Here is a 23,086-nt window from a genome sequence, read left to right on the forward strand (position 1 = left end):
GTTCAGCGCGCGTGATCGACGCTGGCCCGGCGAAGCGCGCGCACAAAGCTGCGCGCCTCATCCACTGCGGAGTCTCCCTCAGCGGTGGCGGCGATGCGCAGGGTGATGTCCTCGGGCACCCAGGTGCCGGTGTCGCCGTGATCGGCCATACATTCGGGGTTGCCGCAGTCCGCCGGCATGGAGTCGAATCGGGCCCCGCCGGTCCAGTTGAGGTTCAGGCTTACCTCCGCCAGCGCACGGTCGGCACGGAACTGCTCCGGATGCCGGTGGACCTCGGAGAGGATCAGGGAGCGGATGCGCGAGACCGGCACCACCTCGGTGGAGATCCGCGCCACCACCTCACCGCTGCCCTCGGCTGCGGCGTCGTCGTGCTCGGCCGGGTGATCATCCAGATGCGCGACGACGACCACCTCACCGGCCAGGACCAGCACGGTGATGTGCCGGTGGACCTCCTCCATGTCGAAGTGGGTGTCCACGTGGACGATCTGGTGCTCAGCCTCGCGGCCGTCCAGCGCCTCGGTGACCGTGTGGTGCACCAGGGAGGGATAGAAGCCGCCGCGGTCAATGGCTTCCTTCAGCGTGATGGTGGATATGCCCATAGATGACATGGTATCCCCGGTCCCGATTGGCATTGCACGCGCTCCATTCTGGATAATGGCCAGGTGCCGCAATACCAAGCTCAGGGAAATTCGACCTTTCACCATCAGAATGCCGCGCTGCTGTCCGTGGCCGAGGTGGAGGCTCCGGAGGTGCTGACCTCCCGCGAGCTGGACGGCCGGCTGGCCGACGCGCTGAAGCGGCTGAAGCTGCCCCACGGTCTGCTGCAGCGAGTCGCCGGCGTCAAGGCTCGGCGCAACTGGAGCGCCGACGGCGAGGTCCGCACCGCCACGGTCGAAGCCGGGCGGCGGGCCCTGCGTCAGGCGGGGATCGACGGCTCGGAGGTGTCGATGATGATCAACACCTCGGTCTCCCGGGTGCACCTGGAGCCCTCGGTGGCCGTCGGGGTGCACAGCGACCTGGGGCTGCCCAGCTCGGCGATGAACTTCGACATCACCAACGCCTGCCTGGGCTTCGTCAACGCCATGACCCTGGCCAGCTCACTGATCGACGCCGGCCAGGTGAAGTATGTGCTCATCGTCAACGGCGAGGACCCACGGTGGGTTCAGGAGGCGACGGTGGAGCGGATCAACTCCCTGGAGCAGGAGGTCTCCCGCGACGACTTTATGAGCGAGTTCGCCTCGCTGACCCTGGGGTGCGGGGCCGCTGCTGCCGTGATCGGCCCGGCCGATGACCACCCCGAGGGTCACCGCATCATCGGCGGGGTCACCCGGGCGGCCACCCAGCACCACAACCTGTGCGTAGGCGACCACAACGGCATGTTCACCGACGCGCGCGGTCTGCTCGAAGGCGGACTCGAACTGGTCATGGACGCGTGGAAGGACGCCAAGGAGCACTTCGAATGGCAGCAGATGGACTCCTACGTCACCCACCAGGTGTCCTCCCTGCACACCTCATCCATCATCAAAGCCGCCAAGCTGGACAAGAAGCGGGTGCCGGTCACCTACCCCGAACTGGGCAACGTGGGCCCGGCATCGCTGCCCATCACCCTCGCCCGGGAGGCGCCCAAGCTCGATCGCGGGTCCCGGGTGCTGTGCATGGGCGTGGGATCGGGGCTCAACACTGCCATGGTGGAGATCCAATGGTGAGCTGGCCCTCGCCGCTGACCCTCTGGAAGCCGATCCCCGCAGCCGCGGCCCGCTCGCCCTTCGCAGCTCTGCGGCACACCCCGCTGCCCGGCCTGGACCCTGAGTGGTCGCAGCTGGTGAGCGCCCGCACCGACGACGGCGACCGCGGCTTTCACGTGCTGGACACCGGCCCGGCCCTGCAGGCCCGGGGGATCACCCCCACCGGCACCATCCTCGCGCTGCACGGAAACCCCACCTGGTCCTATATGTGGCGCCACGTGCTGCGCTCCTCCGTGGAGCAGGCCCGGCCCGGCCAGGCCTGGCGGGTCATCGCACCGGACCAGCTGGACATGGGCTTCTCCGAGCGGCTGGCCCACCCGGATCCGCCCGGGCCGCACGCCACCAGCTATCGGGGCATGGAGCAGCGGCTCAATGACCTGGACGGTCTCATGGACGCCCTTGACGTCGAGATCGACAAGCCCCTGGTGACCCTCGGCCACGACTGGGGCGGAGTCATCTCGCTGGCGTGGGCGGTGCGCCACCGCAACCTGGTCCAGGCTGCGATGAGCCTCAACACGGCCGTTGATCATCCGCACGCCGAACCGGTGCCCACCGCGCTGCGGGCCGCCATGACCCCTGGGGTGCTGGCCGGCTCCACTGTGCTCACCGACGCTTTCCTGCGCGTGACGCTCTCCCTGGCCGAGGGCGGCCTGGAGCCGGAGGTGGCGGCCGCTTACCGTGCCCCCTACGTCTCTCGGCTGGGCCGCGGAGGCATCGGCGGCTTCGTCGCCGATATCCCCGCAGCGGCTGAGCACCCCTCCCGCGAGGCCCTGGAGCGGGCCTCCTCGGGCCTGCAGCAGTGGGAGAAGCCGACCCTGCTGGTCTGGGGCCCCAAGGACCCGGTCTTCCGCGACCGCTACCTCAACGACCTGCTGGAGCGGGTGCCCCACGCGGATCTGCACCGCTTCGAAGGGGCCGGCCACCTGGTCTCCGAGGACCGGGACATCGCTGAGGTGCTCTTCACCTGGCTTCAGGACCAGTTCGGCATGACCGGGCCCCCGGACGGGACCTCCCCGCCGCCGGCGGAGCCCCCCACCCGGCTGCACGAGCAGCTGGAGGCGATGAGCCTCTCCTGGCGCCGCGACTCCCCCGCAGTGGTCGATATGACCGCAGGCCCGGAAGGCGCGACTCTGAGCTGGCAGCAGCTGAACACCCAGGTGGACACGCTCGCCGCCGGGCTGCACCGGCTCGGAGTCCGGCGCGGACACCGGGTGAGCCTGTTGGTCCAGCCCGGAAACTCGCTGACCGTGGTCCTCTACGCGTGCCTGCGGTTGGGGGCGGTCGCCGTCGTCGCCGACGCCGGCCTGGGCATCAGGGGCATGACCCGCGCGGTGCGCAGCGCTCGGCCCAACTGGGTCATCGGTCAGCGGCCCGGTCTGGTCCTGGCCCGGGCCATGGGCTGGCCCGGCACCCGGATCAGCATGGACCCGCTCTCACCGCGGGCAGCCCGCGCACTGGGCACCGTCGCCTCGGTGCAGCGGCTGCTGCGCGGCGACGAGACCCCTGCGCTGAAGGAGCTGGCGCACCCGGAGGCCGATGATCCGGCGGCGATTCTGTTCACCTCCGGATCCACCGGACCGGCAAAGGGCGTGATCTACACCCACCAGCGGCTGGGAGCCCTGGTGGCACTGCTCCGCCACCACCTTCAGGTGAAGCCCGGATCCTCGCTCATCGCCGGCTTCGCCCCGTTCGCCCTGCTGGGCCCTGCCATCGGGGCGACCTCAGTCACTGCCGATATGTCGGTGACCAAACCCGCCACACTGACCGCACGGGCCGTGGCTGAGGCTGCGCTGACCGGTGAGGCGACCATGTTCTTCGGCTCCCCGGCGGCCCTGCGCAACGTGGTGGCCACCTCGGCGGAGCTGACTGAGCAGCAGCGGACCGCACTGGGCAGGATACGTCTGGTGCTCTCCGCCGGCGCGCCGGTGCATCCGGACCTGCTGGACCAGGTGGCCCAGCTGTTCCCGCAGGCAGAGATCCACACGCCCTACGGCATGACTGAGGGCCTGCTGCAGGCCGATATTGAGCGCAAAGAGGTCCACCGCGCCATGGCCACCGGCCAGCCCGGTGTCTGTGTGGGCCGGGCCGTGGCCGGGGTGCGCTTCGCACTGGCCCCGCTGGACGGACTCGGCCGGCCGGCCCAGCAGCTGCTGGACCCCGAGCGGGCGCAGGGAACACTGAGCGAGCTGGTGGTCTCAGCGGCCCACCTCAAGGCCGGCTACGACCGGCTCTGGCTGACCGACCGGCAGTCGCGTCGCGACGAGAAGGACGATCTGCTCTGGCACCGCACCGGCGACGTCGGTCATATCGACGAGGCCGGACGAGTGTGGATTCAGGGCCGGCTGCAGCATGTGATCACCACCGCCGAGGGCCCGGTGGGCCCCGGTGTGGTGGAGACTCCGGTGGACGCCCTGGATGCGGTCGCCCGCAGCGCCGCAGTGGGCGTCGGCCCGGCGGGCACTCAGGCGATCGTCGTCGTCGTCGAGCCCGCACCGGGGCAGCGGCTCAGCCTGGGCTCCTCTCCCCTGGCCCAACCTGAGGTCAGCCGAGCGGTGCGCGCAGCATCGAGGCAGGCGGCGGTCTCTGCGGTGCTGGTGGTGGAGCGGCTGCCGACCGACATTCGGCACAACTCCAAGATTGAGCGCACCGCGCTGGCCGCCTGGGCCGAACAGGTGCTGGCCGGGCAGAAGGTGTCCGCCCCATGAGCCAAGAGATCCTTCCCCCCGCCCGCGTGCTGGTCACCGGCGCCTCCGGACTGCTGGGCCGCAGTGTGGCAGCCCGACTGGCCGATCTGGGATACACCGTCACCACCTTCCAGCGCAGCTCCTCGGGCCTGGACACCGTGCATGAGGTGCGCGGCTCGCTGACCGACCCGCAGGCCGTGGAGCGTGCGGTAGCGGGCCAGGACGCGATCCTGCACATGGCCGCCAAGGTGTCGGTGTCCGGACGGCGGGAAGACTTCGAGCGGATCAACATTGTGGGCACCGAGCAGCTCTTCGACGCCGCCTGGGGCGCTGGGGTGGAGAACGTCCTCTATGTGTCATCGCCCTCCGTGGCGCATGCGGGTTCCTCCCTGGTGGGGGCCTCGGCCGGTCCGGCCGATCCCCAGCGCGCGGAGGGCCACTATGCGCGGACCAAGGCCGAAGCCGAGCTCATTGCGCAGACGCGCGGCTCGGCGGGCACCAATGTGCTCATTATGCGTCCGCACCTGGTGTGGGGCCCCGGCGACGGGCAGCTGACCAAACGCATCATCGACCGCGCCCGGTCCGGACGGCTGCCCATCCTGGGGACCGGGGCGCCGCTGGTGGACACGCTGTTCATCGACAACGCGGTGGACGCGTTCGTCGCCGGGCTGCGCCAGCTGCCCATCATCGCCGCCGAGCAGCCGTTGTCCGGCCGCAGACTGATGGTCACCAACGGTGAGCCCCGCCCCATCGGGGAGCTGATTGCCGGCATCGCGGCGGCCGGAGGGGCCCGGCAGCCCACACTGCGCGTGCCTGCTGCGGTGGCCAAAACCGCCGGACTGGCGATTGAGAAGCTCTGGGCGGCCACCGGGCCCCACGCGGACGAGCCTCCGATGACGAAGTTCTTGGCGGAGCAGCTCTCCACCGCCCACTGGTTCGACCAGCGGCACACCCGTGAGGTGCTGGACTGGAGTCCGCGGACATCGATCGAGCAGGGGCTGCAGAAGCTGGGTCGCCACGTTCGCCGCACCGGCGGAGTGCTCTGAGAACAGTGCTCTGAGCCCGATCTTCCCAGCGCTGTGAAGGAACTGCGCCTCCTCAGGCTGTGATATCTGAAAACCCCTGGGAAGAGCTGGCACCAGGGGCGGAAAGGCGAAAGACTGTGACGATGCAGCACTGCGTATTGGTGAAACTGGGAGAGGCCTTCCTCAAAGGCGAGAACCGCGCCTTGTTCACCCGAGCGCTGCGCCGCAATATCATCGCAGCGCTGCCTGCGGAGAGCGGGTCAGTGGCGATTCAGCCTCGTGGGGGCATGTTTGTGCTCTTCCCCAGCGACCACAGTGCCCAGCTGGCCCAACGCATGACTGAGGTGCCCGGCATCAACGTCGTGGACCCGGCGAAGTGCACGCAGAAGGCACCTGAGGCGTTCCTGGATGCGGCTCTGGATCAGCTGCGGGAACGGTTCGGCGATGAGCTGCAGCAGCGGCCGCGGGCCTTCGCCGTGATTGCGCAGCGCCGCGATAAGCGCTTCGAACACACCTCGGCGGATCTGAACCGGTACCTGGGGGCCGAGATTCAGCGAGCCACCGGCTGGCCGGTGAACCTCAGCCACCCAGAGGTGACCATCAGAGTCGACGTCAACTTCGGCGACGCCTTCGTCTCCGTGCAGCGGCTGCGTGGGGTGGGCGGGCTGCCGGTGGGCTCCAGCGGCCGGGCCATGGTGCTGCTCTCGGGAGGATTCGACTCACCGGTTGCGGCGATGCGCATGATGAAGCGTGGGCTGGCGTGCGACTTCGTGCACTTCTCCGGGGCGCCCTACACCGATCCCTCCTCCATCTATAAGGCCTATGCGCTGGTGCGTCAGCTCAGCAGGTACCAGCCGCGCTCGCGACTGTGGGTGGCCCAGCTCGGCAGCGCACAGCGCACCCTGGCCTCCTCGTCGGCGCCGGGGCTGCGCACGGTGGCCCAGCGTCGGCTGATGCTGCGCATCGCAGAGGAGCTGGCCGGACGCCAAAAGGCTGATGCGTTGGTGACCGGGGACAGCCTGGGGCAGGTGGCCAGCCAAACGATCAGCAACCTGCACACCGTCGACGACGCCGTCACACGGCCGGTGCTGCGCCCGCTGATCGGCTGGGACAAGGAAGAGATCATCGCCGAGGCGCGCCGCATCGGCACCGCCGAGATATCCATGCTGCCGGACCAGGACTGCTGCACCATGCTGGCTCCTCCCCGGCCGGCGACCTACTCCGATGCGGCCACCCTGCAGACGGTCGAGACGCGGGCCGGCATCGAGGAGCTGGTGACCGGGACCGTGTCCAACCTGCAGGAGTACTCCTTCACCGCCGGCGATGGTGCTCAGCTGAGCCCCCAGGGCGCTGCAGCGCTCTCGTCACAGCGGCAGTCTTCCCAGCGCTGTGAAGGAACTGCGTCTCCTCAGGCTGGGTGATCCGAATACTGCTGGGAGAACCGGAACGGGCGCGGAACTCAGTACCGTGAGATGGCCCGGCGTGCGGAGTCTGTGCGCTGTTCGGGGTTGGCGATGTCCACACTGGCGTGCAGGATGCTGATTCCCTCCGGCGAGGCGAGCAGCGGGCTGAGCTGCAGATTGGCGACCTGCGGGTGGTTGTCCTTCAGCATCGCCACCCGCTGCACCGTCTCCTCCAGGGCCGCTGCGTCCACGGCGGGGATGCCTCGGTAGCCGAAGAGCTTCTGCGCCGCCTTGGGGGTGCTGACCAGCCGTTTGACGTCCTGGTCGGTCAGCGGCGGCACGGCGTGCCCCCAGTCATCGAGCAGGTCCACGGCGTCTCCGGAGAGGCCGAAGGAGAGCACCGGGCCCATCAGCGGGTCTTCGATGGCGCGCACAATGCAGCCCTGTCCCGTGGGGCCCATCGCCTGGATTTCCAGTCCGGGGCTGCCGTACTTGGCGTGCTGGCGACGCATATCCTCGATCACGCGGCGCAGCATGGACTCCGAATCGATGTTCAGCTGCACCCCGCCCAGGTCCAGCCGGTGACGCAGATACGCGTTGGTGGACTTCACCGCCACCGGATACCCCACGCGTTGGGCCGCCTGGACGGCGTCGTCGATGGTGTCGAAACCGATGGAGGGATACACATTCAGCCCGTAGAGGTCCAGCAGCTGCGTGGTCTGCTGCTGGGAGAGTCGGCCCTCGGAGGCGCCGTCGACTCTGGTCAACCATTCGTTCAGCAGCGCATCGGCCTGCCGGGATACCTGGGTGCCCTCCAGGCCCTGCGGGACGTAGCTGGCGCCCACCCCCTGGGCGCGCCACCGCTGGTAGCGGGCGGTCTTGGCCAGCGCGGAGACTGACCGGGCCGGCGAGGAGAACACGGGCACTCCCTGCTGCAGGGCCGAGGCCTCCAGCACGGGTCCGGCGTCGCCGATGCGGTTCAGCGCCACATCGGTGTCCAGGGTCCCGATCAGCGACATCACCATGGGTTTGGCGTATTCGGCCCCGGTCTGGGAGATGGCGCGGAAGAAGTTGTGGTGGTGACCGGTCACCGTGGGCTGCAGGCAGATTGCCACAGCATCGACGCTGTCGTCTTCGAACAGCGCGGCAAGCTGGGTGCGCAGGTTCTGCTCGGCAGCGGCCCGGGTGCCTTCTAAGTCCAGGTCACCGATGACCGTCGTGGCGCTGAGCCCGTAGGACTCCGCGGCATCGGCCAGCAGCCGCCCCATGGAACCGGAGTTGGAGAGCACCCCCACGTTATCCCCGGCCGGCAGCGGCTGGGTGGCGAGCACCTGCAGCACATCCATCAGGGAGTCGTGGTTGCCGACTTTGATCACCCCGGAGTTGTCCAGCATCGCGTCCACCGCACCCTGCGGCGCCCGGGAGGTGCGCACCTGGTGACCCGGGGGCAGCCGGTGGCCGGTGAGATCTCCGGTGGCGACCACCACGGGCTTGGTCAGGGCCAGCCGCCGGGCGATACGGGAAAACTTGCGCGGGTTGCCGAAGGACTCCAGATAGATGCCCACTGCCCCGGTGGGGTCGTGGTCTTCGAAGTACTGCATGGCGTCATTGCCGGAGAGATCGGCCCGATTTCCGGCCGAGATGGCCGCAGAGAGGCCCAGCTGGCGCCGGTGGGCCTGCGCGTACAGGGAGACGCCGATGGAGGCGGACTGGGTGAACAGCGCCACCCGACCTGGGATCGGCATCGTCGGAGACAGCGAGGCGTTGAGCGAGACGTCGGCGTCAGTGTTGATCAGGCCCACTGAGGCCGGTCCGATGAGCCGCATGCCCCAGCGGCGGGCCAGCTGGACCAGCTCACGCTGGTCCAGCACCCCGTGACGCCCGCGCTCGGCACGATTACCGGTGGGCACCCCGTCAGTGATCAGCAGCAGCCCCTTGACGCCGTTGCGGCCACAGTCGGCCACTACCTCCTCAAGCTGCTCAGCGGGCACACAGACCACGGCCAGGTCGACGTCGTGCTTGATCTCTTCCAGGGACTCGTAGGCCAGGGCGCCGCCGATCTCCAGAGCCTGGGGATTGACCGAGTGCACCGCCCCGGTGAACATGCCCTCCACGATGTTGTGCAGCAGGTGGTAGCCCACCGACCCGTACTCGCGTGAGGCGCCGATCACGGCGATATGCTCAGGCGCCAGCAGCTCGCCGACGCTGCGGGACTCCGCGCGGTGCTCCCGGGACTCCATGACCGCCCGGGACCGGTCGGTGGGGTCGATGGAGAAGCTCAGCAGCGCCACCCCGTCCTCGAACCGGCGCTGGACCGCATAGCCAGCCTCGGAGAAGACGGCGAGCATCTTGCGGTTCTCCGGCAGCACCTCTGCGGAGAACTCCTCCAGACCGTGCTCCCGGCCGGCGGCTGCCAGGTGCTCCAGCAGGATCGAACCGATGCCGCGGCCCTGATGGGCGTCAGAGATGTTGAAGGAGACCTCGGCTTCGGCGCCGTCGATCCGGTCGTAGCCGCCCACCCCGATGATCTCCTCATCCAGCAGCACCACTAGGGAGACCCGATCAACGTGGTCGACCTGGGTGAACCGCCGCAGCTCTTTGTCGGTGAGGGTGGACTTGAACGTAAAATATCGCAGGTAGATGGAGGAGTCCGACTGTGCGGCATGCATGCGCGCCATCCGGTCGGCGTCCTCGGGAGACACCGGTCTCAGATGGGCGGCTGCGCCGTCGCGAAGCACGACATCGGCCTCCCAATGGGACGGATATCCGCTGACTTGTGCGTGGTCACCCATAGGATCAAGACTAACCACATCTGTGACCACTGCACGAGACAAGGACCGTTTTCTCTTCTATGGCCCGCCGACCCGCCGCTCACCATGGCTCCACCACTGCCCCGGTGACTCCTGAGACCAACATCATGGATATCGATGTCTCCTCGGAGATGGAGACCTCCTTCCTGGAGTATGCCTATTCGGTCATCTACTCGCGGGCGCTGCCCGATGCCCGCGACGGGCTGAAGCCGGTGCAGCGCCGGATCCTCTACATGATGGCCCAAATGGGGCTGCGCCCGGAGAAGGGCCATGTGAAGTCGGCCCGGGTGGTGGGCGAAGTGATGGGCAAGCTGCACCCGCACGGAGACTCCGCGATCTACGACGCCCTGGTGCGCCTGGCGCAGTCCTGGTCGCTGCGCCTGCCGCTGGTGGACGGGCACGGAAACTTCGGCTCACTGGACGACGGCCCGGCCGCCGCCCGCTACACCGAGGCGAAGATGGCGCCGGCGGCGATCGCGATGACCGCTGACCTCGATGAGGACGTGGTCGACTTTGAGCCCAACTACGACAACCAGTTCACCCAGCCCAGCGTGCTGCCGGCCGCCTTCCCCAATCTGCTGGTCAACGGCACCTCAGGCATTGCGGTGGGTATGGCCACCAATATGGCCCCGCACAACATCGGCGAGGTCATCGCCGGCGCCCAGCACCTGATCCTGCACCCGGACGCCAGCCTGGAGGACCTGATGGTCCACATCCCGGGTCCCGACCTTCCCGGTGGGGGACGGATTGTGGGGCTCGACGGCGTCCGGGAGGCCTACCGCACCGGCCGGGGCCGGTTCAAGACGCGCGCGAAGGTCAGCATCGAGCAGGTCTCGGCGCGCAGGACCGGGATCGTGGTCACCGAGCTGCCGTATATGATCGGGCCGGAGTCGGTCATCGAGAAGGCCAAGGACGCCGTTCAGTCCAAGAAGCTCGTCGGCGTCTCGGATGTGCTGGATCTGACCGACCGCACACACGGCACCCGCATGGTCATCGAGCTCAAGGCGGGGTTCAACCCGCAGGCGGTGCTCGCCCAGCTCTATAAGCACACCCCGCTGGAGACCAGCTTCGCGATCAACAACGTGGCCCTGGTGGACGGACAGCCCCATACGATGGGCCTGCTGCAGCTGCTGCAGGTCTACGTCGATCACCGCATCAATGTGGTCCGCCGCCGCACCGCCCACCGGTTGGGCAGGCGCAAAGACCGGCTCCACCTGGTGGAGGGTCTGCTCATCGCCATCGTCGACATCGACGAGGTCATCCAGATCATCCGCGCGGCGGAGGACACCGGCACCGCCCGGAAACGGCTGATGACGGTGTTCGATCTCAGCCACCCCCAGGCCGATCACATTCTGGAGCTGCGGCTGCGGCAGCTGACCCGCTTCTCCACGATCGAGCTGGAGGATGAGAAGCAGCGCCTGGAGGATGAGATCAGCCAGCTCACCGCCATCCTGGAGTCCGAGCAGCTGCTGCGCAAGACGGTCTCCGACGAGCTGGCCGAGGTGGCCGAGTCCTACGGCCAGCAGCGGCGCACCGAACTGGTCGACGCCGAGGCTGAACCTCTGCGTGCCGCCCCGGTTGAGAAGCAGGACGACGACGCCGCAGGCTCGCTGCAGATCCCCGACTCCGCCTGCTGGGCGGTGCTCTCGGCCTCCGGGATGCTGGCGCGCACCACCGACCGGTCCCAGCTGGTGCACCCGGGCCGTCGCCGCAAACACGATGTGCTGCGCTCCCTGGTGGCCACTACTGCCCGTGGCGAAGTGGGGGCGGTGACCTCGGCGGGACGGATGATCCGCGTGCCGGTGGTGGATATGCCCACGCTGGAGATTGCCGGCGGCACCCTCAACCTCAATCAGGGCGCCAAGGTGAAGGACTTCCTGGCGCTGGGCCGCGGTGAAGAGCTGCTGGGCTTCGTGCCGCTGGACGCGGTGATCGCCTTGGGCACCGCCGCTGGCCGGGTGAAGCGGGTCAACCCCGACTATCCGCTCAACCGAGATGAGTGGGAGGTCATGGGGCTGAAGGACGGCGACGTCGTCGTCGGTGCTGCCGTCTCCGCAGCCGAGGAGGATCAGCTGATCTTCATCTCCTCCGGAGCCCAGCTGCTGCGCTGTGACGCGTCCCTGGTGCGGCCCCAGGGTCGGACCGGTACGGGTGTGGCGGGCATGAAGCTCGGCGCCGGGGACACGGTCATCGGCTTCAACGTCATTGCCGCCGATGCTGCCGAAGACGCGGCGGTGGTAGTCACCTGTGCCGCCGGCGGAGGGACCCTGGATGGTCTGGGCGCCCAGAGCGTCAAAGTCACCGCACTCCATGAGTTCCCGGCCAAGGGACGGGCGACCGGAGGTGTGCGTGCTCACCGGTTCCTGCGCGGCGAGGACCACCTGACCCTGGGCGCTGCCGCCATGTCTCCGGCGATGGCTGCCGCCAGAAGCGGGGTGGCGCGGACCCTGCCGGTGGAGATGGGCCGACGTGACGGGACAGGGGTTCCGCTGGAGCAGGCGATCGACGCCGTGTCCTCCAGTCCGGAGGCGCTGGCGAAACACTTCTACAGCGTGTAGAAAAATCGGGCGCTGCGGCGTATTCTGGTGGTGCACCGGTGAAAGGAGAACCCCATGGCCAGCCTCGGCGAACTGGAGCGTTCCGTCATGACCCTGCTGTGGGACTCAGGGCAGCGTTTGAGCGCCAATGAAGTCTGTGACCAGTTGGAGGAGGATCTGGCTGTCACCACGGTGCTGACTGTGCTCTCCCGCCTGGAGAAGAAGAACTTAGTGCAGCGTGAGCGCACCACCCGGCCCCACCGCTACGCTGCCATTGCCTCCCGCGAGGAGCACACGGTGGAGATGCTCAATGAGGTGTTGGGCACCGCCTCGGACCGGGAGGCCGTGCTGGCCCGGTTCATCGGCGGCGTCTCCGAGTCTGAGGCCGCTTCCCTGCGCAGGATCCTCTCCCGGTAGCGACCAGCCCGCAGCGGCGTAGACTGGTGCGCCAGTGGAACCTATCGCCCTGTTTCTGGCTCTGTTGGCCGCCGTTCTGGCCGTGCCCGTGCCCAAGCTGCTGCACCGAGCACGCTTCAGCGCACGCTCGCCCCGGGCCGCCATGCTGGTCTGGCAGGCGATCGCGCTGGCCGGGGGGCTCTCCCTGGTCGGCGCGCCGATCGCCTTTGGACTGTCTCCGTTCGGCGCGTCGCTGCCGGAAGCGGTGACCAGGGCGTTCATGCTGGCGGCGGCGGAGGACTATGCCGCTCTGGGTGATCTTGAAGTGCACCCGGTTCACATCTTTGCGCTCTGTCTGGGTCTGCTGCTGGGCGGACATCTGCTGCTGACGCTGATCCGCACCTACCTGCGGGTTCGCAGCGCCCGGCGGCGGCACCGCCAGCTGGTTGATCTGCTCTCCACCCCGCTGCAGGCCGAGAAGAACCCGGCGCTGCACGCGGGGCGGGGCCACCATGAGGCGCATGTCATCGAGTCTGAGGCTCCCCTGGCCTACTGCCTGCCCGGCCGCACCAATGCGCGGTCAGTCACCGTGCTGTCCAGGGGTCTGCTGGAGCAGCTCACCGGGGATGAGGTTGCCGCCGTCGTCGCGCATGAGAACACGCACCTGGCTCAGCGTCACCACCTGCTGACGGTGGCCTTCGAATCCTGGTACCGGGCCCTGCCGTGGCTGCCGACCACACGGTACGGGCGTGATGCGGTGCTGGAGCTGACCGAGATGCTCGCCGACGACGGCGCCCTGAGCCACCACTCGCGCGAGGACCTGCTGCGGGCGCTGGCGCTGAGTTCGCCGGAGTCCGAGACAGAGCACCAGCCGTCCCAAGCCGCCGGCACCCACACCACCCACATCACCGGTGCCCGGCTGCAGCGGCTGCTGATCCCGCCAGAGCCCCTCGCCAGGCCGGCGATCGCAGCTGCAGCGGCGGCATCAGCGGCTCTGCTGGCCGTGCCGACAGTCTTGCTGCTGCTCTGGTCCTGAGGGCCCAATGCCGCTGGCGTGATTACGGGGTGGGGGTGCCGCCATTGGCATTGAGGGTTTCGCCGACGACGAAGCTCGACTCGGTTGAGGCGAGGAAAACGTAGGCCGGGGCCATCTCCACCGGCTGCCCGGCTCGGCCCAACGGGGTGTTGTGGCCAAACTTCGGCAGTGCCTGCTTGGGCTGACCATCGCTGGGCTGGATGACCGTCCATATGGGGCCCGGGGCCACGGCGTTGACCCGGATTCCGCGCGGAGCCAGTGACTGGGCCAAGCCCTTGGTGAAGTTGTTGATCGCAGCTTTGGTGGCCGCGTAGTCCAGCAGCATCGGGTTGGGCTCATAGGCCTGGACCGACGTCGAATTCACAATCGTTGAACCTGGCCCCATGTGTTTCAGCGCCGCACGGCTGAGCGTGTACATCGATGTGATGTTGATCTGGAAGGCGTCGTTCACCTGCTGGTCGCTCAGTTCCTCCAGCGAACTGTTGACCACCTGCTTGCCGGCGTTGTTGACCAGAATATCTAGACCGCCCAGCTGCTCTGCGGCCGAATCGACTACGCTGGCGCGATACTGCTGGTCCATCAGGTCTCCGGGCAGGGCGATTCCAGTGCGGCCGGCCTCCTCGACGGCTCTGAGCACCCGTTCGGCGTCGGTGTCTTCGGCAGGCAGGTACGCGATGGCCACATCGGCGCCTTCGCGGGCGAAGGCGATGGCAACGGCGGCACCGATGCCCGAATCGCCGCCGGTCACCAGAGCCTTGCGGCCCTGCAGGCGGCCCAGCCCGCGGTAGGAGTCAATCCCGATGTCTGGGACTGGCTCAGTTCTCACATCAAGGCCGGGTTCAGGCTGGTCCTGCTGCGGGGGAACTGAGGATCGGCGGAGTCGGCATTCATGGTCCCGACTCTATGGTGGGCTGCGGAAGCCGACAAGAGCGGCGACCCTGGCTCCTCGGTCGGGGCAGTGGCTCCTCCCGAGGTCTACGAGTTGGCGCGCAGGAAGTCCTCGGCGCCGCCGACAAGCTCCGTATGGGCCTGGGGCAGGTCCTCACGACCGACCAGCTGCACGATCTCCGCGGCGAACTCGTCGACGCTGTAGAGCCGCCCGGCGGCTTCGCGACGAGCATCGATGGCCCCGGGCTGCGCGCGGTCCAGCAGCGTGGCGGTGATGGTGCCCTCGATCATGTCACCGGAGATGACGGTCAGCGTGATGCCCTTGTCATCAAGTGTGGGCAGCAGCTCCCGCAGCGCATCCTCACCGGCTCGCTTGGAGCGGGCTACCGGCTCATAGGCGTCCATGGTGGCCGTCTCGTGGATGAAGTGCGCCTGGTGACTGGTGACGAAGATGATCTGCGAGCCAGCCGGCATAGTCTCCACGGCGGTGGTGACCATGTTCACCTGGGCGTCGCGGTTGAGCTTCAGCGCATAGTCCTCACCACGGTCGGCCTCCATGCCGCCGGAGGCGTTGAGCACCAGAATGTGGAGTCCGCCGAAGTTCTGCACGGCCGCATCCACCAGCTGCTGTGCCCCGGCAGCCTCGGTGAGGTCAGCCTGGACTGCCACCGCCGAGCCGCCGGAGGATTCTATGCCTTTGACCACCTTATTAGCCCGCGGTGCCTTTGCCCGATAGTTGATCACCACTCCGGCGCCGCGCTGAGCGATCAGCGCGGCGGTGGCTGCGCCGATCCCGCGAGAGGATCCGGTGACGATCGCGCCTCTGCCCTGAAGATCCTGTGCCATGAGTGTCCTTTCTAATGTCCCATTCCCAGTCCGCCGTCCACCGGGATCACAGCCCCGGAGATGTACGCCGCCTCCGCACTGGAGACCCAGCGTACGACCCGTGCCACCTCGTCGGCCTCGGCGAACCGGCCGGCGGGGATATTGGCCAAGTACGACTTCTGCGTGGCTTCGTCGAGCTCATCGGTCATATCTGAGCGGACGAACCCTGGGGCCACCACATTGGCGGTGATGCCTCGGCTCCCCAGCTCACGCGTCAGCGAGCGTGCCATGCCGACCAGCCCAGATTTGGAGGCGGCGTAGTTGATCTGCCCGGGAGATCCGTACAGACCCACCACCGAGCCGATCAGCACCACCCGGCCCCGCTTCATCCGAAGCATTCCCTTCGAGGCCCGCTTCAGCACACGGAAGGCGCCGGTGAGATTGGTGTCCAGCACCGCAGAGAAGTCCTCTTCGCTCATCCGCATCAGCAGCGTGTCGCGGTTGATGCCGGCGTTGGCCACCAGCACCTCGACCGGGCCGTGGGCCTCCTCGACAGTCGTGAAGGCAGCCTCGACGCTGGCGGTGTCCGTCACATCAGCTGCCACCCCGAGCGCACCTTCAGGTGCCTCGCCGCTGCGAGTGGTCACCGCCACATGGTCTCCGGCTGCGATGAACTCCTCAGCGATCGCGCGGCCGATACCGCGATTGCCTCCCGTGATGAGTACGCTTCGTGGACTCATGCTCCTCCTGATCATCAGTTCTGCTCCGCCGGTGCTCTCCGTGGCCCCTGCCGTCGACCTACACCCTACGGGAACACGATGCTCTTCAGCGTGTCACAACGCCCGACGACGACTTCTACCGGCTGTAGTAAAGATCGGCGGAGGAGTAGAATGAGGCAGATGAGCCAGCCTGTCCACTCCATCACTGACGCGCCGGTGCGGCACAGTGTTGAGCAGCGCTCACGCATGGTGCGCTACACGATCGCGATGTCGCTCCGGCTGGTGTGCTTCGTCGCAGCCGCCGTGGTCGCAGTCGTCTGGGAGACCTGGTGGGCGTTGGTGCCGGCGCTGGCCGCAACAGTGCTGCCCTATATTGCGGTGGTCAACGCCAACGCCGGGGGGGACCGCTACGCCGCTCAGCGGGCTGATGAGGCGCCGCAGCGGCAGCTGGGCACCGGTCATGAGGAGCCCGAACCCAGGCAGTGGTGGGAGCAGAACGAACCGGACGAGCAGCAGGCCCCCGATACCTCCGCGGTCATCGACGGCGAAGTGGAGGCCGAGCCGAAGCCCAGCCGCACCGAATCGAAGCCCAATCGTACCGAACCGGAGGACGGAGCCTGATGGACCTTCTTGGATCACTGGGTTCGCAACAGGCCGGACCCGAGGAGCCCCAATGCTCACGCAAGAGCTGCCGGGCCGCAGCCGTCTGGCAGATCCGGTGGAACAATCCCAAGATCCACGACCCCGAACGCCGCAAAATCTGGCTGGCCTGTGATGAGCACCGCGAGTGGCTGGAGGGCTTTCTGCGTCAGCGGCTGTTCTGGCGCAGCACCGACCCGCTGGAGGCCGACGAGCAGAGCCGGGCGCGCGAATGAAGAACCGGTACGCCTTCCTGCTCAGCCCCACCTGGTTGGGCTGGCTGGCAATCTGCGCCGTGTTCGCCGTCTCCTGCTACTTCCTGGGCCAGTGGCAGTTGGATCGCAGGGACGCAGCCGTAGAGGAGAACAACCGGGTGGTGGAGAACTACGACGAGGCCCCGGTCCCCTATTCTGAGGTCCGTGACCTGTTCCACTCCCCCGCTGCCAACGACGAGTGGACCGTGACTCGGATGCGCGGCGAATACCAGGATGAGGACTTCATGCTGGTGCGCAACCGCGGCCACGGCGGGCAGGTCGGCTACGAGCAGCTGGTGCCCTTCCGTGATTCAAGCACCGGGGAGACGGTGATCGTTTCTCGCGGGTGGCTGCCCACCGCCAGCGAGGACGGCAGCCTTCCCCAGTACAACCCCGAACCGCCCCAGGGCCAGGTCGAAGTCACGGTGCGGCTGAAGCCGGGTGAGGAGGACATCTCCCGCGGCGCACCCGAAGGGCAGCTGGCCTCCATCTCGTTGGATGAGTATCAGCAGCACCTCGACTACCCGATGGCCACCGGCGCCTATGGGCTGATGGCGCAGGAGTCGCCCCAGCCTGCCCAGCAGCCGCAGCAGTTGGCGCGGCCGCAGCTGGACGAGGGACCGCACCTGAGCTATTCGATGCAGTGGGGCGCCTTCGGGCTGATGAGCTTCGTCGGTTGGGGGTATGCCGCCCGGATCCATGCGCGCAACCGCGACATGGAGGAGCTGGCCGGCGGGGCGCCCATGGAGGCGGGCACCGCTCAAGTGGTGCGTCAGGAGCGCATGCGCGAGGCCAAGCGGCAGCGCAGGAAGCAGAACGGCCAGTACAGCGATGAGGACGTCGAAGACGCCTGGGTGGAGGACCGCCTCAGGCCAGAGTGACCAGGTCCGCGTAGTCGTTGGTGTAGAGGTCCTCCACACCGTCGGGCAGCAGCACGACCCGCTCGGGGTTCAGCGCTTCCACGGCACCGGGGTCATGGGAGATCAGTACGATGGCGCCCTCGTAGGTGCGCAGGGCGGCCAGAATCTCTTCGCGTGAGGCGGGATCCAGGTTGTTGGTCGGCTCGTCCAGCAGCAGCACGTTGGCGCTGGAGGCCACCAGTGTGGCCAGGGCGAGCCGGGTTTTCTCACCGCCGGAGAGCACACTGGCGGGCTTGGCGGTGTCATCGCCGCTGAACAGGAAGGACCCGAGGATCTTGCGCTGCTCAGTGTCGTTGAGGAAGGGTGCGGCGGTCTTCATGTTCTGCAGCACTGAGCGCTGGGTGTCCAGGGTGTCGTGCTCCTGGGCGAAGTAGCCCAGCTTCAGACCGTGGCCGCTCTCTACGATTCCGGAGTCGGGGGTGTCCACACCGGCCAGCAGCCGCATCAGGGTGGTTTTGCCGGCGCCGTTGTACCCCAGCACGACGACGCGTGAGCCGCGGTCCACGGCCAGGTCGAGTCCGGTGAAGATCTCCAGGGAGCCGTAGGACTTGCTCAGCCCGTGAGCCATCAGCGGGGTCTTGCCGCAGGAGGCGGGTGCGGGGAACCGGATGTTGGCGACCTTCTCCGCCTGCCGGGCTCCTTCGACCCCAGACATCATGCGGTCGGCGCGTTTGAGCATGGATTGGGCCGCCTGAGCCTTGGTAGCTTTGGCGCGCATCTTCTCCGCCTGTGCGCGCAGCGAGGAGGCCTTCTTGGACGCGTTGGCGAACTCCCGCTTGCGGCGCGCCTCATCCTGGTCGCGCTGGGCCAGGTACTTCTTCCACCCCATGTTGTAGATGTCGACGGTGATGCGGTTGGCGTCCAGGTAGAGCACACGGTTCACCGTGGACTCCACCAGCTCCACATCGTGGCTGATGATCAGCACGCCGCCGGAGAAGTGCTTCAGGTGCTCGCGCAGCCAGACGATGGAGTCGGCGTCGAGGTGGTTGGTCGGCTCGTCCAGCAGCAGCGTGTCGGCGTCGCTGAAGAGGATCCGGGCTAATTCCAGACGCCGGCGCTGTCCGCCGGAGAGAGTGCGCAGCGGCTGGCTCAGCACCCGTTCGGGAAGATCCAGGTTGTTGCAGATGGTGGCCGCTTCGGCCTCTGCTGAGTAGCCGCCGGCGGCGTCGAAGCGGGCCTGCAGCCGGTCGTAGGCGTTCATGGCCTTCTGCTGGGCGGCCGGGTCGTCACCGGCCATCTCCTCTTCGGCCTGCTTCAGCTTGGCTGAGACCACATCGAGGGAGCGGGCGGAGAGGATCCGGTCGCGTGCCAGCTGCTCCATATCCTCAACTTTGGGGTCCTGCGGAAGGTAGCCGATGGATCCGCGGCGCTCCACATGCCCGCCGGTGGGCTGGGCCTGACCGGCGAGCACTTTGGTCATGGTCGTCTTTCCGGCTCCGTTGCGGCCGACCAGTCCGATCTTGTCGCCGGAGTCGATGCGGAATGACACGTCGTCCATCAGCAGACGCGCTCCGGCGCGCAGCTCAAGGTTGGATACGCTGATCAACGGTAATAGTCCTTCTATAGTTCAGATCGGAGGTGTTGTGTGGGCAACCTGGACAGTCTAACGACCCTGCTGGATTCGGTGTGCCTGGACGCAGTGGACCCGCAGGGAGGCGCGCGCCGTATTCTGCATCCGCTCACCCTGGAAATCACTCAGGGCACGGTCGCCGTCGTCGGTGCCAACGGCTCGGGGAAGTCCTCGCTGCTGCGCTTGATCGCCGGTCTGGTCGAACCCAGCTCGGGCACTGTCACGTTTGCGCCGGGGCCGCCGCGGACGGGCTTCGTCTTCGCCAATCCGCAGGCGCAGATCGTGATGCCGGTGGTGGCTGAGGATATTGAGTTCTCGCTGAAGCAGGCTGGTCTGGCCCGCCGACAGCGCAGGGCAGCGGCCCTGGAGATCCTGGAGGATATGGGGTTGGGTGAGCGTGCCGACTCTAGCGTCTACGAGCTTTCCTCCGGTGAGCGCCAGAAGGTGGCTCTTGCCGGGGTGCTCGCAGTGCGCCCCGAGCTGGTGCTTGCCGATGAGCCGACCACCCTGTTGGATCTGGCCAATGCCCAGGAGTTTCAGCACCGGCTGCTGAACATGGAGGTGCCGGTGGTGGTGGCCACCCATGATCTTGAACTGGCCGCGCAGGCGGAGCGGGTGCTCGTCTTTGAGGGCGGCCGGTTGGTCGCCGATGACGAGCCCGCCCCTGCGCTGACGTTCTACAGGCAGTTGGCGCTGGGACAGCACCACCGCCGATGAGGCTGGTGATCAGATGTTGAAGCCCAGGGCCCGCATCTGCTCCTTGCCGTCATCGGTGATCTTCTCCGGTCCCCATGGCGGCATCCAGACCCAGTTGAGCCTCCACTCATCGACCATGGTGCCGATGTTCTGGCTGACCTGCTCCTCCAGCACGTCAGTCAGGGGGCAGGCGGCGGTGGTGAGGGTCATATCGATGATCAGGGCGCCGTCTTCGGCGTAGTTCAGGCCGTAGAGCAACCCGAGATCGACGATGTTGATGCCCAGTTCAGGGTCGATGACCTCTTTGAGGGCCTCTTCGATGTCTTCCAGTGGAGTCTGTGCAGTAGCTGTCTCGCTCATGCGGCTCTCCTCTTCTGTGGTGGTTCTGCTAGGTGCAACGCATCCTAGTCTTCAACTATGCCCGAGCGGTGCGGACTGTGGCTAGGGGTCAGTCGTGCTGGGCCTGCAGCATCGCGTCACGCAGCGCCATCCAGCCCAGCAGTGCGCATTTGATGCGCGCGGGGTACTTGGCCACACCGGTGAAGGCGCTGAGATCCTCCAGCTGCTGCTGATCGGCAGGCTCCAGCTCCGCCCCGCGGCTGCGCATCAGCTCGCGGAACAGCTCGCCGAGCTCCTCGGCATCGTCGAAGCTCTCACCCTCGAGCATCTCATGCATCACCGACAGCGACGCCTGGGAGATCGAGCAGCCCTTGCCGGTCCATCCCAGTTCGGTCAGCCGACGCTCGGTGACTCTCACCTGCACCCGGCATTCGTCTCCGCAGGTGGGGTTGACCTGAAAGGACTCCCCGTGCGGGTGCTCCAGGCTGCGCTCTCCGCTGCGCAGGCGGGAATGGTCCAGGATGACCTGCTGGTAGAGCTGCTCCATTGCTGAGGCCATCAGGCACCCACCCCGAAGAAGTCGATTACCCGGTGCAGCCCGGCAATGAAGGCCTCCACATCGGCTGCACCGGTGTAGACGCCGGCGGAGGCGCGGGTGGAGGCGTGCACCCCGAAGCTGCGGTGCGTCGGCTGGGCGCAGTGGTGACCCACGCGCACCGCCAGCCCCTGGTCATCGAGGACCTGTCCCACATCGTGGGGGTGGACGCCGTCGACCTCGAACGCGACCACGGCCAGCCGGTCTCGGGTGTCCGTGGGTCCCAGCACGCGCACCTGCGGCACGGAGGCGATGCCCTCCAGCAGCAGGGCGGTGAGTTGGTCCTCATGGGCGGCGAGCCGCTCCATGCCGATGTCGCTGAGATAGTCGAGCGCGGCGTGCAGCCCCACGGTCTGGGCGACCATCTGGGTGCCGGCCTCGAACCGCTGCGGCGGCGGTAGGAAGGTGGTCTCCTCCATGGTGACGATCTCAACCATCGAACCGCCGGTGATGAACGGCGGCATCTGCTCCAGCAGTGCTGCGCGGCCGTAGAGCGCGCCGACGCCGGTGGGCCCGAGCATCTTGTGCCCGGAGAAGGCGGCGAAGTCGAGTCCCAGGGCGTGGAAGTCCACCGGAAGGTGGGCGGCCGACTGGCAGGCGTCCAGCACGGTCATCGCCCCGTTTCTCTTCGCCCGCTCCACGATGGGGGCCACATCGGTGATGGCGCCGGTGACGTTGGAGGCGTGGGTGAAGGCCACGATGCGGGTCTTCTCCCCGATCACGTCCAGCTGCTCGGTGTCCAGCCGCCCATCAGCTGTGGCGGGGATCCACCGCAGGACCGCCCCCGTCTTGGCTGCCAGCTGCTGCCAGGGCACCAGGTTTGCGTGATGCTCCAGTTCGGTGACCACGATTTCGTCACCCTCGCGCAGCCGGAACCCGTTCGCTTCGGCACCGCCGAGCCCGAGGGTGGCGTTGAGGAACGCGTAGGCGACCAGGTTCAGCGCTTCGGTGGCGTTCTTGGTCCAGACGATCTCGCCGAAGTCGGCACCGACGAACTGAGCAAGCGCGGCCCGGGCCGACTCGTAGGCCTCCGTTGCCTCCTCGGCGACCTGATGTGCCCCACGGTGGACGGCGGCATTGTGGCGCTCATTGAAACCACGTTCGGCGTCGAGCACCGCAGTGGGCTTCTGCGCCGTTGCACCGGTGTCCAGGTACACCAGCCGCTTCCCCTCCCGGACCGTGCGGCCCAGGAGCGGGAAGTCTCCGGATACGTCGAGCAGCTCAGACACTGTGGGTCTCAGACCGCGGCCAGGAACCGGTCGTAGCCGTTTTCCTCCAGCTCGTCGGCCAGCTGCGGGCCGCCCTGCTCGGCGACCCGGCCGTCGACGAACACGTGGACGTAGTCGGGCTTGATGTAGTTGAGGATCCGCGTGTAGTGGGTGATCAGCAGGGTGCCCATGTTGTTCTCGCTCTGGGCTCGGTTCACACCTTCGGAGACCACGCGCAGCGCGTCGATGTCCAGGCCGGAGTCGGTCTCGTCCAGCACCGCGAACTTCGGCTTGAACAGTTCCAGCTGCAGGATCTCCACGCGCTTCTTCTCACCGCCGGAGAAGCCTTCGTTGACGTTGCGGCTGGCGAAGTCGGCGTCGATCTTCAGCTTCTCCATGGCCTCGCGGACCTCTTTGGTCCAGGTGCGCAGCTTCGGCGCTTCGCCGTCGATGGCGGTCTTGGCGGTGCGCAGGAAGTTGGTCATGGTCACACCGGGGACTTCCACCGGGTACTGCATGGCCAGGAACATCCCCGCCTGAGCACGCTCGTCGGGGTCCATCTCCAGCACGTCCTGCCCGTCCAGGGTGATGGAGCCGCTGGTGACCTCGTAGCGCGGGTGCCCGGCGATGGTGGAGGCCAGGGTGGACTTGCCGGAGCCGTTGGGCCCCATGACGGCGTGGATCTCACCGGAGGAGATGGTCACGGTGACGCCCTTGAGGATCTCCTTGGTGCCCTGCTCCGTCTCGATGGAGACGTGCAGGTCTTTGATCTCGAGAGTAGACATATCTGCTTGGTT

The 23,086-nt window shown here is 67.5% G+C and carries 20 protein-coding genes and 1 pseudogene; 11 read left to right on the forward strand and 10 right to left on the reverse strand.

The genetic code is table 11. From position 1 onward, the window contains the following. Positions 1-2: 2 nt before the first annotated feature. A complete protein-coding gene (locus FHX47_RS02740; protein WP_183357334.1) occupies positions 3-599 on the reverse strand; it encodes a DUF5998 family protein in 597 nt (198 codons plus the stop codon). A 63-nt stretch (positions 600-662) separates the two neighbouring features. Here FHX47_RS02740 and FHX47_RS02745 point away from each other — a divergent pair, with 63 nt between their 5' ends. The 4 genes from FHX47_RS02745 (at position 663) to thiI (ending at position 6,875) form a co-directional block, all read left to right on the forward strand. Beyond that, complete coding sequence (locus FHX47_RS02745; RefSeq protein WP_183357335.1) at positions 663-1,706, forward strand: 3-oxoacyl-ACP synthase III; 1,044 nt, start codon at positions 663-665, stop codon at positions 1,704-1,706. Next, positions 1,700-4,450, forward strand: a complete 2,751-nt coding sequence (locus tag FHX47_RS02750; protein ID WP_183357336.1) for an alpha/beta fold hydrolase — start codon at positions 1,700-1,702, stop codon at positions 4,448-4,450. Before FHX47_RS02745 ends, FHX47_RS02750 begins: the two co-directional genes overlap by 7 nt. Continuing rightward, positions 4,447-5,475, forward strand: coding sequence for an NAD-dependent epimerase/dehydratase family protein (locus FHX47_RS02755; protein ID WP_183357337.1), 1,029 nt, complete (start codon positions 4,447-4,449; stop codon positions 5,473-5,475). Before FHX47_RS02750 ends, FHX47_RS02755 begins: the two co-directional genes overlap by 4 nt. 122 nt (positions 5,476-5,597) lie before the next feature. After that, positions 5,598-6,875: a tRNA uracil 4-sulfurtransferase ThiI gene (thiI, locus tag FHX47_RS02760; RefSeq protein ID WP_183357833.1), complete on the forward strand. Its 1,278-nt coding sequence runs from the start codon at positions 5,598-5,600 to the stop codon at positions 6,873-6,875. Positions 6,876-6,913: 38 nt separating this feature from the next. Here thiI and FHX47_RS02765 read toward each other — a convergent pair whose 3' ends face one another. After that, a complete protein-coding gene (locus tag FHX47_RS02765) occupies positions 6,914-9,649 on the reverse strand; it encodes a bifunctional acetate--CoA ligase family protein/GNAT family N-acetyltransferase (protein WP_183357338.1) in 2,736 nt (911 codons plus the stop codon). A gap of 59 nt (positions 9,650-9,708) precedes the next feature. On the opposite strand from FHX47_RS02765, the gene FHX47_RS02770 reads away from it, so the two are divergent. From FHX47_RS02770 to FHX47_RS02780, 3 genes are read left to right on the forward strand one after another with little or no spacing between them, the layout of a single operon-like run. After that, positions 9,709-12,225: a DNA gyrase/topoisomerase IV subunit A gene (locus FHX47_RS02770; RefSeq protein WP_183357339.1), complete on the forward strand. Its 2,517-nt coding sequence runs from the start codon at positions 9,709-9,711 to the stop codon at positions 12,223-12,225. A gap of 54 nt (positions 12,226-12,279) precedes the next feature. After that, positions 12,280-12,621, forward strand: a complete 342-nt coding sequence (locus FHX47_RS02775) for a BlaI/MecI/CopY family transcriptional regulator (protein ID WP_183357340.1) — start codon at positions 12,280-12,282, stop codon at positions 12,619-12,621. A 34-nt stretch (positions 12,622-12,655) separates the two neighbouring features. Further along, positions 12,656-13,636 (forward strand): M48 family metalloprotease, encoded by a 981-nt coding sequence (locus FHX47_RS02780; protein ID WP_183357341.1) that lies wholly within the window; start codon positions 12,656-12,658, stop codon positions 13,634-13,636. A 22-nt stretch (positions 13,637-13,658) separates the two neighbouring features. Here the strand turns inward: FHX47_RS02780 and FHX47_RS02785 are convergent. From FHX47_RS02785 to fabG, 3 genes and pseudogenes are all read right to left on the reverse strand, one after another. Then, a pseudogene (locus FHX47_RS02785) lies at positions 13,659-14,495 on the reverse strand (SDR family oxidoreductase); the annotation flags it as partial. A gap of 116 nt (positions 14,496-14,611) precedes the next feature. Beyond that, a complete protein-coding gene (locus FHX47_RS02790; protein ID WP_183357343.1) occupies positions 14,612-15,370 on the reverse strand; it encodes an SDR family oxidoreductase in 759 nt (252 codons plus the stop codon). 11 nt (positions 15,371-15,381) lie between these two features. Next, positions 15,382-16,089 (reverse strand): 3-oxoacyl-ACP reductase FabG, encoded by a 708-nt coding sequence (gene fabG, locus FHX47_RS02795; RefSeq protein ID WP_425484882.1) that lies wholly within the window; start codon positions 16,087-16,089, stop codon positions 15,382-15,384. Positions 16,090-16,248: 159 nt separating this feature from the next. Between fabG and FHX47_RS02800 the strand changes: the two genes are divergently transcribed. From FHX47_RS02800 to FHX47_RS02810, 3 genes are read left to right on the forward strand one after another with little or no spacing between them, the layout of a single operon-like run. Next, positions 16,249-16,689, forward strand: coding sequence for a DUF3099 domain-containing protein (locus FHX47_RS02800; RefSeq protein WP_183357345.1), 441 nt, complete (start codon positions 16,249-16,251; stop codon positions 16,687-16,689). Continuing rightward, positions 16,689-16,943 (forward strand): acetone carboxylase, encoded by a 255-nt coding sequence (locus tag FHX47_RS02805; protein ID WP_183357346.1) that lies wholly within the window; start codon positions 16,689-16,691, stop codon positions 16,941-16,943. The genes FHX47_RS02800 and FHX47_RS02805 overlap by 1 nt, the downstream gene beginning before the upstream one ends. Beyond that, a complete protein-coding gene (locus FHX47_RS02810) occupies positions 16,940-17,842 on the forward strand; it encodes an SURF1 family cytochrome oxidase biogenesis protein (RefSeq protein WP_183357347.1) in 903 nt (300 codons plus the stop codon). Before FHX47_RS02805 ends, FHX47_RS02810 begins: the two co-directional genes overlap by 4 nt. Here FHX47_RS02810 and FHX47_RS02815 read toward each other — a convergent pair. Then, the gene (locus FHX47_RS02815) at positions 17,829-19,427 is read right to left on the reverse strand and encodes an ABC-F family ATP-binding cassette domain-containing protein (RefSeq protein WP_183357348.1); all 1,599 of its coding nucleotides are present in this window, start codon (positions 19,425-19,427) and stop codon (positions 17,829-17,831) included. The two genes, FHX47_RS02810 and FHX47_RS02815, sit on opposite strands and share 14 nt — an antisense overlap. Before the next feature lie 39 nt (positions 19,428-19,466). Between FHX47_RS02815 and FHX47_RS02820 the strand changes: the two genes are divergently transcribed. Next, on the forward strand, positions 19,467-20,168 hold the full coding sequence (locus tag FHX47_RS02820; protein WP_343064275.1) for an energy-coupling factor ABC transporter ATP-binding protein: 702 nt from the start codon (positions 19,467-19,469) through the stop codon (positions 20,166-20,168). 9 nt (positions 20,169-20,177) lie between these two features. On the opposite strand, the gene FHX47_RS02825 is transcribed toward FHX47_RS02820, so the two are convergent. The 4 genes from FHX47_RS02825 to sufC form a co-directional block, all read right to left on the reverse strand. Continuing rightward, entirely contained in the window at positions 20,178-20,507 is a 330-nt protein-coding gene (locus FHX47_RS02825; protein ID WP_183357349.1) for a metal-sulfur cluster assembly factor, read from the reverse strand. 88 nt (positions 20,508-20,595) lie between these two features. Next, positions 20,596-21,045, reverse strand: a complete 450-nt coding sequence (sufU, locus tag FHX47_RS02830; RefSeq protein WP_183357350.1) for a Fe-S cluster assembly sulfur transfer protein SufU — start codon at positions 21,043-21,045, stop codon at positions 20,596-20,598. Continuing rightward, positions 21,045-22,310: a SufS family cysteine desulfurase gene (locus FHX47_RS02835; protein ID WP_343064276.1), complete on the reverse strand. Its 1,266-nt coding sequence runs from the start codon at positions 22,308-22,310 to the stop codon at positions 21,045-21,047. The genes sufU and FHX47_RS02835 overlap by 1 nt, the downstream gene beginning before the upstream one ends. A gap of 8 nt (positions 22,311-22,318) precedes the next feature. Then, positions 22,319-23,074: a Fe-S cluster assembly ATPase SufC gene (sufC, locus tag FHX47_RS02840; protein ID WP_183357351.1), complete on the reverse strand. Its 756-nt coding sequence runs from the start codon at positions 23,072-23,074 to the stop codon at positions 22,319-22,321. Positions 23,075-23,086 lie beyond the last annotated feature (12 nt).

Origin of the sequence: Garicola koreensis (genome assembly GCF_014195445.1) — a bacterium.
Classification (GTDB): Bacteria; Actinomycetota; Actinomycetes; order Actinomycetales; family Micrococcaceae; genus Nesterenkonia; species Nesterenkonia koreensis.